The organism is Vibrio ezurae NBRC 102218 (assembly GCF_000467185.1).
Taxonomy (GTDB): Bacteria; Pseudomonadota; Gammaproteobacteria; order Enterobacterales; family Vibrionaceae; genus Vibrio; species Vibrio ezurae.
Genome location: NZ_BATM01000033.1, coordinates 1 through 13,839 on the forward strand (window position 1 = coordinate 1; position 13,839 = coordinate 13,839).

General features: G+C 41.1%; 13 protein-coding genes and 1 tRNA gene. 7 read left to right on the plus strand and 7 right to left on the minus strand.

Annotated features, from left to right (window positions below):
- Nucleotides 1-8 precede the first annotated feature (8 nt).
- Both rluF and smrA read right to left on the minus strand, forming a co-directional pair.
- Nucleotides 9-1,031: a 23S rRNA pseudouridine(2604) synthase RluF gene (gene rluF, locus VEZ01S_RS10430; RefSeq protein WP_021714007.1), complete on the minus strand. Its 1,023-nt coding sequence runs from the start codon at nt 1,029-1,031 to the stop codon at nt 9-11.
- Nucleotides 1,032-1,048: 17 nt separating this feature from the next.
- Nucleotides 1,049-1,639: a DNA endonuclease SmrA gene (gene smrA, locus VEZ01S_RS10435; RefSeq protein ID WP_021714008.1), complete on the minus strand. Its 591-nt coding sequence runs from the start codon at nt 1,637-1,639 to the stop codon at nt 1,049-1,051.
- Between the two features lie 408 nt (nt 1,640-2,047).
- On the opposite strand from smrA, the gene VEZ01S_RS10440 reads away from it, so the two are divergent.
- Nucleotides 2,048-2,124 (plus strand) — tRNA-Pro (locus tag VEZ01S_RS10440).
- Nucleotides 2,125-2,376: 252 nt separating this feature from the next.
- Nucleotides 2,377-3,372 (plus strand): transporter, encoded by a 996-nt coding sequence (locus VEZ01S_RS10445; protein WP_021714009.1) that lies wholly within the window; start codon nt 2,377-2,379, stop codon nt 3,370-3,372.
- Nucleotides 3,373-3,537: 165 nt separating this feature from the next.
- Here the strand turns inward: VEZ01S_RS10445 and VEZ01S_RS10450 are convergent, their stop codons facing one another.
- The 4 genes from VEZ01S_RS10450 to VEZ01S_RS10465 are packed head-to-tail and all read right to left on the minus strand — an operon-like array spanning nt 3,538 to nt 5,599.
- Complete coding sequence (locus VEZ01S_RS10450; protein WP_021714010.1) at nt 3,538-4,080, minus strand: hypothetical protein; 543 nt, start codon at nt 4,078-4,080, stop codon at nt 3,538-3,540.
- Between the two features lie 8 nt (nt 4,081-4,088).
- The gene (locus VEZ01S_RS10455; RefSeq protein WP_040890733.1) at nt 4,089-4,760 is read right to left on the minus strand and encodes a C39 family peptidase; all 672 of its coding nucleotides are present in this window, start codon (nt 4,758-4,760) and stop codon (nt 4,089-4,091) included.
- Nucleotides 4,761-4,781: 21 nt separating this feature from the next.
- Nucleotides 4,782-5,105 carry a hypothetical protein gene (locus tag VEZ01S_RS10460; RefSeq protein ID WP_021714012.1) on the minus strand — a complete coding sequence of 108 codons (324 nt, stop codon included), beginning with the start codon at nt 5,103-5,105 and terminating at the stop codon, nt 4,782-4,784.
- A 23-nt stretch (nt 5,106-5,128) separates the two neighbouring features.
- Nucleotides 5,129-5,599 carry a hypothetical protein gene (locus tag VEZ01S_RS10465; protein WP_021714013.1) on the minus strand — a complete coding sequence of 157 codons (471 nt, stop codon included), beginning with the start codon at nt 5,597-5,599 and terminating at the stop codon, nt 5,129-5,131.
- A gap of 537 nt (nt 5,600-6,136) precedes the next feature.
- On the opposite strand from VEZ01S_RS10465, the gene VEZ01S_RS10470 reads away from it, so the two are divergent.
- From VEZ01S_RS10470 to VEZ01S_RS10490, 5 genes are all read left to right on the plus strand, one after another.
- Complete coding sequence (locus tag VEZ01S_RS10470) at nt 6,137-6,778, plus strand: helix-turn-helix transcriptional regulator (protein ID WP_021714014.1); 642 nt, start codon at nt 6,137-6,139, stop codon at nt 6,776-6,778.
- Nucleotides 6,779-6,974: 196 nt separating this feature from the next.
- Nucleotides 6,975-7,535, plus strand: a complete 561-nt coding sequence (locus tag VEZ01S_RS10475) for an outer membrane beta-barrel protein (RefSeq protein WP_021714015.1) — start codon at nt 6,975-6,977, stop codon at nt 7,533-7,535.
- A 649-nt stretch (nt 7,536-8,184) separates the two neighbouring features.
- Nucleotides 8,185-10,836, plus strand: a complete 2,652-nt coding sequence (locus VEZ01S_RS10480) for a beta-N-acetylhexosaminidase (RefSeq protein ID WP_021714016.1) — start codon at nt 8,185-8,187, stop codon at nt 10,834-10,836.
- 162 nt (nt 10,837-10,998) lie between these two features.
- Complete coding sequence (locus VEZ01S_RS10485) at nt 10,999-11,508, plus strand: helix-turn-helix domain-containing protein (RefSeq protein WP_021714017.1); 510 nt, start codon at nt 10,999-11,001, stop codon at nt 11,506-11,508.
- Nucleotides 11,415-12,347, plus strand: a complete 933-nt coding sequence (locus VEZ01S_RS10490) for an IS3 family transposase (protein ID WP_156896019.1) — start codon at nt 11,415-11,417, stop codon at nt 12,345-12,347. The genes VEZ01S_RS10485 and VEZ01S_RS10490 overlap by 94 nt, the downstream gene beginning before the upstream one ends.
- Nucleotides 12,348-12,945: 598 nt before the next feature.
- Here the strand turns inward: VEZ01S_RS10490 and VEZ01S_RS10495 are convergent.
- Nucleotides 12,946-13,755, minus strand: coding sequence for a DUF2057 domain-containing protein (locus tag VEZ01S_RS10495; RefSeq protein ID WP_021714019.1), 810 nt, complete (start codon nt 13,753-13,755; stop codon nt 12,946-12,948).
- Between the last annotated feature and the right edge of the window lie 84 nt (nt 13,756-13,839).

Genomic DNA, 13,839 nt, shown 5'->3' on the forward strand with positions numbered 1-13,839 from the left:
GGTCTTAGTTACTTCTTTAAACTCAACTTACCTTTAATGCGAGTCTTGCTTGGTTGTTCAGAAGCAGCGGGCTTTGTTTTTGGCACGACATAGTGCTTGTTGCCTGACGGTTTGCTGCCTGAGGACTTTTGGTTTGCCGGCTTGCCATTTGGACGGTGCCTGCTTGGGGTGAACTTGCCATCAAACACTTGTTTTTGCTCATCACGGTTGCGGCGCGCTCTAGAAGCTTGGTTTTCTTCTCGGCTATCGTAGAGTTTTGCATCGGTGGCTTTTCTGATGCGTCGGCCTTTTACATCTTTAGAGGACGCTTCTTCGGTGCCTACAGAGTCGCCGCTCAGCTCAAGCAGTACTTTCACTTCATCATCGGTTAAGTAACGCCATTTGCCGTTAGGGATACCGTCAATGGTGATGTTCATGATGCGAACGCGGCGCAGTTTGAATACGCGGTAATCCAGTGCTTCACACATGCGTCTAATTTGGCGGTTTAAGCCTTGAGTCAATACGATACGGAAGCTGTATTCTGATTCTTTAGTGATTTTACACGGCAGAGTGACGGTATCTAAAATGGATACGCCATTGGCCATTTTTTTCAAAAAGTCAGGGGTGATCGCTCTATCGACACGTACCACATATTCTTTTTCGTGGTTGTTGCCGGCACGTAAGATCTTATTAACGATATCACCATCGTTGGTCAAGAAAATCAGTCCATCAGAGGGCTTATCCAAGCGACCAATTGGGAAGATGCGCTCTTTGTGTCCAATAAAATCAACAATGTTACCCGGTATGTCTCGTTCAGTCGTACAGGTGATACCCGTTGGTTTGTTGAGCGCTATATAGATTGGTTTTTGTTTGGCTCGAAGTGATTTACCATCCACTAGAACTTCATCCCCAGAGGTGACTTTGGTACCCATTTCTGGGATTTGACCATTAATAGTCACTCGGCCTTGTTCAATCAGTCGGTCTGCTTCTCTGCGAGAGCAAAAACCCGTTTCACTGATGAATTTATTTAATCGCTTTGCGTTGTCGGACATAGTTCTCTCTGTTTGAGTTAACCAAGACGCTTTTGATGTCGTTCTCGATTCTCTAGTTTCTTTTCTGTGTTCTTTTTCAACATTACGTACACGGCGCCACTTCCGCCATGAAAGGTTTGAGCTGAATGCACACAGAGCACTTCATTAATTTGTTGTAGCCAAAAAGCCACGTAACTTTTCATCAATGCTGGTGGCGTTGAGTTGTGACCTTTGCCGTGCACAATGATGATGGTTCTGGCGTCGAGTTTTAAGCACTGTTTAAGGAAATGTACTACTTCATCTCGGGCTTGAGTTAGAGTTCTGCGGTGCAAATCTAACTTAGCTTGAATGGGGTATTTACCGAGCCTTAATTTTCGGTAGACACCGTCTTGTACGCCACTACGTTTAAACTCAATAATATCGTCAGGCTTTAGCATTGGTGCATTATCAAGTGTTAGGTATTCTGGTAATTCTTCTTCAATACTCACTGCTGCTTTTTGTCTCAATAAGTGATTTTCATCCACCGTGTGAGATTTTTTGTGTACCGCAGTGTCTTGAGAGAGAGGTTTAACATCTCCCATCATTTCCTGGAAGGAAAAATCATTTTCAAATTCTTCAGACATAGACATCAAGAAATTGTTTGAGATAGGGAGATTATAATTGGAAAAAACGGAACGTCACTTAAAAAAGAAAAACCGAGGCAATTCAAATTGACTCGGTGCAACAAAATAGCCGCAATGATCTAGTGAGGAGATACATCGTTCATTGCTGAACGACCTCTCTATATTAGATTGATATGAAAATGCTATTATGATCTAAATCAAATGTTAATCTTATGTAATTAACTTATGTGTGCTTTTGATGTATATAGTTGGTTTTTGGTATGTTAGAGCGAATAATCACCACTTGATAGCCTCAAATAAGAAATTATAAAATTAGGTGTTGCACAGGGCCAAAATATCCGTATTATACGCCTTCTCAGCAGAACACAGTTCTTGTTGAATCATCATGAAGTGAATACTTTATTGATGAAATCTCGGTGAATAGCGCAGCTTGGTAGCGCATCTGGTTTGGGACCAGAGGGTCGGGGGTTCGAATCCCTCTTCACCGACCACCTTTAGAAACCCCGCAACTTTGTTGCGGGGTTTTGTCGTTTTAGACTATCTGAAAGTACTCGAAATAGGTACTGTCGCAAACTGATCAACCCTCCTTCATACTCTCTTTTTTCATTGCAAGATAAGCGTGTTTTTTCTACTCATGTATTCATTACAATGAGTCTGATGCGTGGTTATTTTTCGTACAATAGTTGCTATAAAGCGAAAACTTGTCTAAAAATTATACACCGTACGTCAGTAAGGATTGTGTAATGTTAGGCAAACTAAACCTTTGGTGTGGTGCTGCGTTATTGTGTGTGGGACCCAATATCTATGCGCAAGAGAGTGCAGAAGAGAAGCGTGACGTCACACTGACAGTTGGTGATGTGATTGATAAACCAGGGGTATTATCTCCCAAGGGGACTTGGTCATTAGAAGGGTCTTTAAGCTTTACACAAAATTCATCCAATCGGGTGTCAGTGGTGGGGTATACCGTATTGCCTACTTTGATCGTTGGCCGTATTGAGGTGAGTGATGCTGATTTTGTAACGACGACGTTTGGTTTAACGGCAAGGCTTGGTTTAACCAATGCTACCGAGTTTGAACTTCGCTTACCTTATGTATACCGAAACGATCAGGTTGTAGTTCGGCCCATACAAGACGGATCACCAGATGTGATTAATCGCTCGAACAGCGGTGGTGCAATTGGGGATCTGGAAGTGGCATTACGTCATCAGTTTAATTTTAATAGCACCCCGTATTGGATTGGTGGTTTGCGAGTTAAAACTCGAACCGGTCGTTCTCCCTATGATATAGAGATTGATGAAAGTACCAATACTCTAAAAGATGTGTCTACGGGTTCAGGGTTTTGGAGTGTCGAGCCCAGTTTAACCATGCTTTACCCATCTGATCCGGCCGTGTTGTATGCCAATATTGGGTATATTTTTAATATAGAAGATACCGTTGAAGTGGGTTCTGATGAGCAGAAAATTGCCCTTGGGGATACCATTTCTATTGGTGGTGGAATGGGGTTTGCGGTAAATCCTGATTTATCATTCTCGTTAGGTGTGAGTCATAAAACGATTTTGAAAAGTAAGGTCAACGGTCAGGAAGCGGATGACGCAAAGTTACTTCATTTAGATTCTTTGACTATGGGTGTGAACCTTAAGATGAATGACCGCTCGTCATTAAATATCAGTGCTCAAGCCGGATTGACGGAAGATACTCCAGATTTCCAACTCTCCTTAAGAGTACCGTATTACTTTTAATCTGAGCCGATGCTCATGACATTTAGAGTCAGTTAAAAAGGTCCAGAGATAACCAGCTCGGCAATATCCTTTACCGAGATTTATTTTTAAGTCATCAATGCGAACAAATGCTATAGGCAAGCCTTTTAAAGCAAGGGGCAAACTAAGAGTGCCCATTTCAAATCATCAATAGTGGTGATTCAGTAGTGCACCTTTGAGACGAATGTCATCTCTTATTTGTTTGTTTATCCCTTTAACTCTAGCATCGATGTCTACGACGGTATCAAGACCAAGTACATTGTTATCAAGTGTATTTTGAATAATATTAATAAGGCTTGAAGTAGAGATAGTTTGGCTTATATAGGATTGATCTGGCTGACTTGGTACATCTTCGACAATATTACCCTCACCAACTTTAACGATGTTTACTAGGCCCGATTGACCAGCCGAAGTAGGAATATTGGGTTTGGATTTTGCAGTAAGCGTACCGTTTTTAAACACTAAATTAGCGATGGTACTACGATAGAATCTTTTACCATTAACTGCGGCGCTGATGCTGATACCAATGTCAACAATATAGTCGTTGGCAAGCTGAAAACCACCGCGAAGTTCAGAAAGAGTTGCGTTATCTAAGACCTGTACATGTGGCAAGTTAATTTCATCGCTAAGTGCTGGAGCGCTATGCAGTAAACATAACGCACAGGTAATGGCGAATTTATGACTTATCATAGGAGCTCCTAGTAATCTCCAGAAACGGGCAATGTAATGCTAAATATCCCTAGAGAGTCTCTTGATATACCTGTATCTAAAGGCGAAGACTGATATAAGGAAAAGTTTTCATCTTGAATAAAACTTTCTCTTCCAATATCGGCTTCACTGCGAACCAATAAAACTAACCCTGAATAATAAGACTGAAAGTCAGAGATAGACATAATCAGCGTGCCTCGTGAGGGATCGCCTAAAATCACTTTGTTTTGGGTCATCCCTTTAATTACGACAAAATGCATATAGCCATCAAAATTAACCAGTGTAATGCCTGGAACCCCGATCTTCCGCAATTGTTCTAAACCTAACTTAAAGCCATCGGATTTTAAGCCGATAGATTGTAAGTAGTACTTCATATCAAGTAAGGAAAACCCACGTTTATTGATGATCTCTTTGTTGCCTTTGTCGTACATAACATTAAAGATCTGTTGTTCTTTTACGGATCGTTGATAGTGGAAGTGTAAAAGTGATGCCAATGCCGCAGAGCCACAGCTAAAGTCATATTGCTGAAGATAAACATCCCCAAACAGGGTCTCTTTGTAACTTTTTACCGGCACTGAGTAATTGGCTCGGTGGGGTAAAAAGTCGATAGCAAGAGTTGATGCTGAATAGATCAGCACCAACCCAACTAGACATTGCTTCATTCTCTTTAGCATGACATCGTTCTACTTGATACTTAGGTTAATTACAGTTGAGTTCTGTATGAGCACGTTATTGCCAGTGTTTTGTATAACACTTGATATACCAGAACTGTCTGCAAATGCACCTGAAGCCATTATATTGCTCCCACTTACTGTATTGTCGGCTACGTTACCATCTAACGCACCATTGATATCTGAAGTTAAATTAGTGACATCAAGCTCAACATGCTTTTGCCCCCTGGATTGCTCCATGACATCAATGGTGACTGCGGAGCTAGGTAGCGCGATTTCTTCAGCCTGTATAGAGAAGGTTAACATCAAACTTATTGTACACAGTGCCGAGCGCATCTTTACCTCCTAGCTAGTAAGGCTTAATTGCCGTGTAGACTAGCGTTGGTATTTACAGATTGTTGGACAAGAGAGTTTGCCCCCGCATTTTGCGCAACAGTTGTAATACCGGCAATATGATGCATACCATCTATTCCGTTCGTTGTTCTTATATTTAGTGCACCAGCTGTGCCGTTAGATGGGCCTTTTCCTTTTGAACGACTAGGTGAAGGAGAAGCATCACTCAGTTCAACTTCATTATCTTTTACATCACCATTGAGGTCTGAGTTCGCCACTACAAAAGTCGCATTGACTTTTAATTCGTTTCTATTATAGCTTTTGAAGCTATCATCAATTTTCAGTGTTTTACTAGAGTCATAGGTAAAGCTGTCTTTTACCGTAGCTGTAGTCGTATCTCCTGCAGGATCATTGTGTTTGTTATCTTTAGCCAATGCATTACCACTAAGTAAAACTGCCGCAAGAGCTATTGCGATATTGGTTTTGTATAGATTCATAATAAGTTCCCCGTTTCCTTTCTTTTCCGCTGAGGGTTATTGCAAAATACTGACGTACTCCCACTGCTCCTCGAGAGTTCTGAGATTATAGGTAGAGAAAAAAGCTCTGGGTTAGGCTGTTGGCTGCCAAAGACGTTGCTAGGGGGGGGGATTAAAGAAAAACATATAAATATCAGTTATTTATTTAGTGTTTTTGTGGCGGTTGCTTTGAGTATGAATAAGAGTGTTAAAAAAGGCTGAATAAAGTTGATCGCTAGTTATGTTTTTAAGAACAAGGGGAAAGTAAGCGCTACCAGTGACTAGAAAGTTACTTCAATAAAAACAGAATCTTAAAATTTTAATGATGGAAAAATGCATAATAATTAAAGAGTCTAAGTGCTAGTTTTAGGGGAGAAAGCATGACGTGAACTAAGCCTTAACTAAGGTTTGAGCTTTCTAAATTAGTTCTCGTGAGCTATATTTTTGTATGAATATTCATCAACAAAGGATAGTGACTTTCCTTGCTATTTATAGAAGTCACTATAAATAGCACGACAGATGAGCACTCGAAATGTACTGATTCTTGCGGAGAATAGTCTCCAAACAAGTCTTTTAGAAAAACAACTGACCGCCAGTCTTCACCTCAATGTTTTTACCTACCTACCAGAAGAGGCCATCTCTAAAAGTCACAGTTTAGTGGCGGATTTAGTGTTGATCGAATATGGCTATTTACACCAGATTAAAAGTAAAAATTTGCTGCCCGATTTTGACATGCTGAACTGGCCGTTAATGGTTCACGATGTTCCACCGGATAAGGTTGATGAAGATATCTTACGTTGGAAATTCTTAAAAGGTGTTCTATTAAAGAATGCACTGCTTAAGCACATCCATGAAAGCATCGAATATATATTCAGTGGTGGGTTGTGGTTGCCTCGTCTTTACATGGAACGATTGGTAAGCAGTTATCGCACAACAGACTTAACGATTGAATCACAAGAGTCTGGGCTCACGTCAAGAGAAAAACAGATACTTGAACTGCTTGCTTATGGCATTTCAAATCAACAGATTGCCTCTCGTTTATTTTTGTCGGAAAGTACGGTGAAAAGCCACATCTACAAACTGTATAAAAAGTTGAACGTTCACTCTAGGCATGATGCGGTAAGATATGCACGAATGAACGATTATTCTTTGACTAAATAATAGAAAACCAACAGCTCTGTTGTGATAGATATCAGCGATGATTTATAGTGAGCAATCTGTGTTGTCGATCACAGTTTTTACTCAAAGATCATTTTAGGACTACAATTAAATCAATGTTTTACAGTGTGATGGATAGCAAGGTCTAATATTAAAGCTAATCAGGTTTTTATTGAGCTTAAATAAGGATATGAAGCTAATGAATAAACGTTTTTTCATCGCCCCATTGATTTTAGCATTCACTTCGACGGCATTTGCTGCTGAGTCAGATAAGATCACTTTTTCTCATTTTTACGGCGGTATTAAGCTAGGTACAGCAAACTACGGAGATTTAGGCTCGGCGGTTACTGATGTGGCAGGTGTGGATGATTCGCCATTTTCTTGGGGCGCTTATTTCGGTATACAGGCATTGCCTTGGTTAGCCTTTGAGCTAGGCTATCATGATTTAGGTGAAGCTGACTTGAAAGATGTTTCCGGTAGTTATGAAGCTAAAACCTTAGACCTCACAGCAAAAGCTTCCTATGAATTTGCTAAGCAATTCTCTGTATTTGGTAAAGTGGGTTTCCAAGCTTATGAGTGGAATGCAAACGGCGAAAATGTGTATGAAGATGATCAAGGCTGGACTCCACATCTTGGTGCTGGGGTTGAGTATCAATTCCATAAAAACTGGTCGGGCGCATTAGAATATACGTGGTACAACGATATTGGTGGCCCTGATATCAACTACTTTGGTATTTCCGCCACATACCATTGGTTCTAATTGTTTGAGTTATTCCAATTTTTAGCATAGAAATTCAGACTCTTAATACATGTATAATGTCGAATGAAACGCATTGATTAGCTGTAATCAATGCGTTTTTATTTGCTGCGAATCGGCTAATATCTCGAGGTATAGAGCTTCATAGATAAGTTGTTATTTTTTGATGTGAATTTAGTTTGCTGATACTTCATTTCGCTTAACATTATCGCTGCCATCTAAGATATGTACTTTTTTTTCACTCTTATTCATGGTTTGTTCGAACATTATCTTATGATGTAACCCTAAGTGTTATTGCTATAAATTATAATGACTTACGCTAATTATTGACTGAATACGAGTCGATCTATGGTGTTGAATTTAATTGGATAATTATCTGCACAGACTAAGATGAAAACAATCCGCCAATTTATTTAACATGCTTGTGCCCCCAATCACATTTTTGACATAAAAAAACCGCATGTACTTCACATAAAAAATAACCGCAATAGATGCAATGTTATTTATCTCTTTGAAAAACAATTACTTATGGTGTTTTTATTGTTTTTTATCTTTGTTTTTGTCCTTAAAACTAAATTTGCAATGCAAATTAACTACCTTTAAATTGTAAAGAGTCCAACTTAAAAAATTAAAATATAACAAGGGATTTACAATGCTTAAAAAGAGTCTTATTGCTACCTCTGTAATAACCGTGCTCGCTGGGTGTGTATCTATGAAGGATTCTCCTCAGGATACAGTGGATAAACTCGCGAATAATCTTGATATTAAATATGAAGTGCTGACAAACCATGGGGCAAACGATGGTCTGAAATGTCAAGACCTAGGTGCTGAATGGGCATCATGTAACCAAGTTAAGATGACACTAACTAATGACGGTGATGCTGTAGAGTCCAACGATTGGGCCATTTATTTCCATAGCATCCGTTTGATTCTAGATGTCGATAGCGATCAATTTAAGATCACTCGAATTACTGGTGACCTACATAAACTAGAACCAACCGATAAATTTGCTGGCTTTAAAGCGGGCGAAAGTGTTGATGTAGTCTTTACTGGTGAATACTGGCAGTTATTTGAAACTGACTTCTTCCCTGGCGCATTTGTTGCAGCTGACGATGCAACGCCAAAACAGTTAGTGTCTCTAAGCAATGTAGACATGACTGATTTTGTTAGTGGCCTTGAAGGCGACAACCTAAAACGTACTCCTGGCGATAATAATGTCTTTGCTACCGCAGCAACACGTTTTGATAAAAACAGTGACGTGAAAAAAGAAGATGTTTCAGCAGCTATCATTCCTGCGCCTGCATACACTAAAGTAAAAGAAGGCACTTTAGACATCGCTGGTGGTTTGAAGCTGGATACTGCGGCATTCTCTGCTGATCAGGTACAAGCGTTACAAACTCGCGCTGACCTATTAGGTGTGAACCTACAAGGTAAAACGCCACTTAAAGTGGCTATCGCGCCAGCTGAATTTAAAGACGAATTTGCTAAAACAGGTGCATACACTTTAGATATCGCTAAAGATCATGTTGAAATTAAGGCATTCGATGAAGCCGGTGCTTTCTATGCAATGCAATCTATCTTTGCTTTAGTGAACCTTGATGCACCAACGCAGCTTCCTCTACTTGATATTAAAGATGCGCCACGCTTTGACTACCGTGGTGTGATGGTTGATGTTGCCCGTAATTTCCACTCTAAAGACGCTATTTTGGCAACGCTTGATCAACTTGCGGCGTACAAGATGAATAAACTTCACCTTCACTTGTCTGATGATGAAGGTTGGCGTTTAGAAATTCCTGGTCTACCTGAACTAACAGATATTGGTTCTAAGCGCTGTTTCGATCTAGAAGAGAAAACGTGTTTGTTGCCACAGCTAGCATCTGGTTCTACAACGGATAACTTTGGCTCAGGACACTTTAGTCGTGCAGACTACCTAGATATCTTGAAGTATGCGAAAGCGCGTAACATCGAAGTTATTCCAGAAATTGACATGCCAGCACACGCACGAGCAGCTGTTGTTTCTATGGAAGCACGTTACGACCGTCTAATGGCGGAAGGTAAAGAAGAAGCGGCTAACGAATATCGTCTAATGGACCCGCAAGATACGTCTAACGTTACTACGGTTCAGTTCTACGATAAGAGAAGTTTCATTAACCCATGTTTAGATTCTTCATCTCGCTTTGTCGATAAAGTGATTACTGAAGTTGCGGCTATGCACAAAGAAGCTGGCATGCCACTAACAACTTGGCACTTCGGTGGTGATGAAGCTAAAAACATCAAGCTAGGCGCTGGATTCCAAGACATTACGGCTGAAGAAAAAGTGGGTTGGAAAGGCAATATTGACCTAACTGCGCAAGATCAGCCATTTGCGAAGTCTCCACAGTGTCAGGCATTGATTAACAGTGGTGAAGTGGCAAACTTTGAACATATCCCAAGTCACTTTGCAGAAGAAGTCTCAAAACTGGTAGCGAAGCACGGTATTCCAAACTTCCAAGCTTGGGAAGATGGCTTGAAATACAGTGAAGGTCCAGAGTCATTCGCGACTGAAAATACGCGCGTAAACTTCTGGGAAACACTGTACTGGGGCGGCGCAACGAATGTGTATCAGTGGGCAGAGAAAGGCTATCAAGTCATTGCGTCTAACCCTGATTACGTTTACATGGACTTCCCGTACGAAGTTGACCCGAAAGAGCGTGGTTACTACTGGGCAACACGTGCAACCGACACTCGTAAGATGTTTGCATTTGCACCAGAAAACATGCCACAAAATGCGGAAACATCTGTAGACCGTGATGGTAATGGTTTTGCGGCGAAGGGTGAAGTTGAAGCGAAGCCTTTCCTTGGTTTATCAGCGCAACTTTGGTCTGAAACAGTTCGTACTGATGAGCAGTACGAATACATGGTATTCCCTCGCGTACTTGCAGCAGCAGAGCGTGCATGGCATGCCGCTAGCTGGGAAAATGAGTACAAAGCGGGTGTTGAATATTCACAAGAGACAAACCTTGTAAATAAAGACGCATTGCTATCTGATTGGACTCGTTTTGCCAACGTTATGGGGCAGCGTGAATTAGCTAAGCTTGAGAAAGCGGGCATTGATTACCGTTTACCTGTACCGGGTGCGGCAATTGTTGATGGCAAACTGGCTATGAACATTCAATTCCCTGGCGTTGCGCTACAGTACTCAACTGATGGTGAGAACTGGGTAATGTACCAAGATGCTCAGCGTCCTGCTGTTTCTGGAGACGTGTGGGTTCGCAGTGTATCGGCAAGCGGGGAAAAACAAAGTCGAGCTACACTAGTGAAGTAATAATGATGTAGGGTGTTTACTTCCTTTTGGCCAGCACAATGTGCTGGCCTTTTTTGTGTCTGTTATGTCAATCGTGCTCAATAACAGACCGTTCTAGCTTGTTAAAATACTCGATATGAACTGACCCCCAATAGTTGGACACCGATTATTGAGGGTCTTTTTATGTCCAAATATAGCCGAGCATTCAAGTGTGCGGTCGCTAAACAATTTTTACTGGGTGAGTGTTCATCTTACGATCTTTCTCACACCTACTCCATTGCACCACCCATAATACGTTACTGGGGAAAAGTGTTTGAGATTCATGGTTCTGATTCATTTAAGCCTCATGATTTCGCTAAAAATGCTCAAACCAAGTTGCATGCGTTAAAAAAAATGTGGACGAATGGCTGGTCTATTAACCACACTAGTGCGGTATTAAATTTTTCCTCCCCTGGAACACTCTCCGTTTGGCTTAAACAGTACAAACAATATGGTATTCAGGGGCTTGAACGTAGCAGAGGACAACCACCAATGAGTAAGCACCCTTTTATCAAACAAAAAAGTGATGATGAAAAGACGCTAGAGGAGCTAAAAGAGGAATTAGCCTACTTACGAGCCGAGAATGCTGTTCTAAAAAAGTTAGAGGAGCTGGAGCAGGAAAAGCATCGCCGAACAAAGAAAAAGCGAACGTAGCTCTAGCTCTTAAAAGCCGTTATCCACTAAAACACCTCTTGCATGCCTTAAAATTAGCGAGAAGTATTTTCTATTATCATGCTAAGGCAGATAACGACACCGAACAGTATCAAGATGAAAAGGATCTAATAGGGCAAATTTACCATGAGCATAAAGGCAGGTATGGGTATCGTCGTATTCACTTAGAGCTGCGAAGACAGGGTGTTATGCTTAACCACAAAACGGTTCAACGGCTCATGGGTCAACTAGGCTTGAAGTCTACCGTCAGACCAAAACGGTACAGCTCTTACAAAGGAGAAGTGGGAACTGTGGCCCCTAATGTTCTTGAACGAGACTTTGAAGCGACGAAACCAGATGAGAAGTGGGTAACGGATGTCACTGAGTTTAAAGTTAAACAGCAGAAAGTCTATCTATCACCCATTGTTGATCTGTTCACACAGGAAGTTGTGGCTTATAAGGTCGCAAAAAATGTACGTCTACCTCTGGTAACTGACATGTTGACAGATGCGGTTGCGACTTTAGATGAAGACGCTAAGCCAATCGTTCATAGCGATCAAGGGTGGCAATATAGGCATAAGAAATATCAGAAAAAACTATCTGAAAGTGGCTTAACGCAGAGCATGTCACGGAAAGGAAACTGTCTAGATAATGCAGTTGCAGAGAACTTCTTTGCCTTACTGAAAACAGAAATGTACCACAACCAGTACTTTGAAGATGCCGATGATCTGATAGCTCATATTGACGAATACATCGAGTACTACAATACCAAACGAATTAAAGTGAAATTAAAAGGCCTGACTCCGATAGAGTATCGAAATCAGGCCTTGAAAGCAGCTTAACAGAAATGTCCAACTTTAAGGGGTCACTTCAATAACAGCGTTAGCATTTTGATTGTAGAATAACGACTTATCGAAAAATTCTGCCTTGTTCTCGAACACTTTTCCTTCGTTACTTCTGAACGCCTACTTAGTGGGATTGGCGTTCTTTTTAGGATAAGAAAACCACCTTTGAACAGCCGTAAACTTAACCTCTATATTCCTCTTGTTACGCAGTTATAGCGCTCTATATACCTAATGACTTTAGTTAGCCTTAGTGCCTCCTTTTCTTATCAGTAGAGGGCGTCTGAGAGTGAATTTTTGATGGAGATTTTCTTTAATAACATAGACTTGCTTGGTTTCTATTGTGTAGTCGCGAAGGGGGGCGTGAAAGCTGGGAATCGTGATAGAGCAGCAACAGCAAGAGCAAGAGGGGGAGTTCGATAGGTAGCAGGAGGTTGTAGAGAGTCGGTGCTGATGGAGTTTAGAAATAAAAGGGGAGACAGTGCCAACTTTCACAAAGAAGTGGCACTGTCATGATGCACGTATATTGGGGGCGTGCATGTATGGTTAGCTTACCGCAAAGCCATATTGAGCGGTTGCTGTGAATTGTGTCTATATATTAACGTTCTAGTAGCCACTTTAAGATTTCGATTCTTTCTGGTTGTGTTGATTTTTCGTACCAGTAAGCCATCATTTCCGCAGGCTTTGAGTTGCTAGAGAAGGCGCTTGTTATGCTGTCTCTGTTTTCAAATGCCCAGTTGGTAAAGGACTTCTGTTGTTCTACTGTCGCCTCGGAGTACCAATATTGCACCATTTCTTCGGCTTTTGACGTCGCGACAACAGGTTCGGCTTGAGCGACAGGAGCTTGTATTTGTTGCGGCACTTTTCCTGCATTGAGTTTAGCCGTCTGGTGAATTGCGTTGATGTAACCGGCAGGAATTGAAAATTCGGTTTTCATTGTGTTGTTGCTGGACGCCAATACAAAATCTAAACCTTCGGTCGATGCGCTGGCAATGTCTTTGTCACTAATAGGGAAGGTGAAGTATTGAGTGGCAGTACAGTGCTCATTACAGCTGGAAGATGATTGTTGGGTGCGGCTTAGCTTGACTTGTTGTCCGTTGTAACTTGCTGACTTATATTCATCATAGCTTTGGAAGTAGCTCACATCCATCTGTACGTAAGAGGACAAAGTTGCTTGTTTATTTAAAGGGTATATATCCACAACTTGGAGTGATGATTTAAGGATAGCTGGACCATTAATAGCTTTTGTTTCCGGTTTATATTCTTTACCTATCACTTTTATATGGTTTAGTTGGGTGTCAACACTGGCAATAGAGTTGCTAAAATCGCTCGATGAATCTAGTGCTGTACATGCACCTAGAGCTAAAGGTATTAATGCGACAATCCAAGTTTTATTTTTATACAGCATGATAAATTCTCTTGTTTAACGGAAATGAAAGTAACCCAATACTGGTCTTTGCGAGTCTTCTTTATACAACGTGAGCCACATGCT

What these genes read in the sequence shown, in the direction of transcription:
- rluF (WP_021714007.1), bottom strand. Translation starts at nt 1,031, where the DNA reads ATGTCCGACAACGCAAAGCGATTAAATAAATTCATCAGTGAAACGGGT.
- smrA (WP_021714008.1), bottom strand. Translation starts at nt 1,639, where the DNA reads ATGTCTATGTCTGAAGAATTTGAAAATGATTTTTCCTTCCAGGAAATG.
- VEZ01S_RS10445 (WP_021714009.1), top strand. Translation starts at nt 2,377, where the DNA reads ATGTTAGGCAAACTAAACCTTTGGTGTGGTGCTGCGTTATTGTGTGTG.
- VEZ01S_RS10450 (WP_021714010.1), bottom strand. Translation starts at nt 4,080, where the DNA reads ATGATAAGTCATAAATTCGCCATTACCTGTGCGTTATGTTTACTGCAT.
- VEZ01S_RS10455 (WP_040890733.1), bottom strand. Translation starts at nt 4,760, where the DNA reads ATGAAGCAATGTCTAGTTGGGTTGGTGCTGATCTATTCAGCATCAACT.
- VEZ01S_RS10460 (WP_021714012.1), bottom strand. Translation starts at nt 5,105, where the DNA reads ATGCGCTCGGCACTGTGTACAATAAGTTTGATGTTAACCTTCTCTATA.
- VEZ01S_RS10465 (WP_021714013.1), bottom strand. Translation starts at nt 5,599, where the DNA reads ATGAATCTATACAAAACCAATATCGCAATAGCTCTTGCGGCAGTTTTA.
- VEZ01S_RS10470 (WP_021714014.1), top strand. Translation starts at nt 6,137, where the DNA reads ATGAGCACTCGAAATGTACTGATTCTTGCGGAGAATAGTCTCCAAACA.
- VEZ01S_RS10475 (WP_021714015.1), top strand. Translation starts at nt 6,975, where the DNA reads ATGAATAAACGTTTTTTCATCGCCCCATTGATTTTAGCATTCACTTCG.
- VEZ01S_RS10480 (WP_021714016.1), top strand. Translation starts at nt 8,185, where the DNA reads ATGCTTAAAAAGAGTCTTATTGCTACCTCTGTAATAACCGTGCTCGCT.
- VEZ01S_RS10485 (WP_021714017.1), top strand. Translation starts at nt 10,999, where the DNA reads ATGTCCAAATATAGCCGAGCATTCAAGTGTGCGGTCGCTAAACAATTT.
- VEZ01S_RS10495 (WP_021714019.1), bottom strand. Translation starts at nt 13,755, where the DNA reads ATGCTGTATAAAAATAAAACTTGGATTGTCGCATTAATACCTTTAGCT.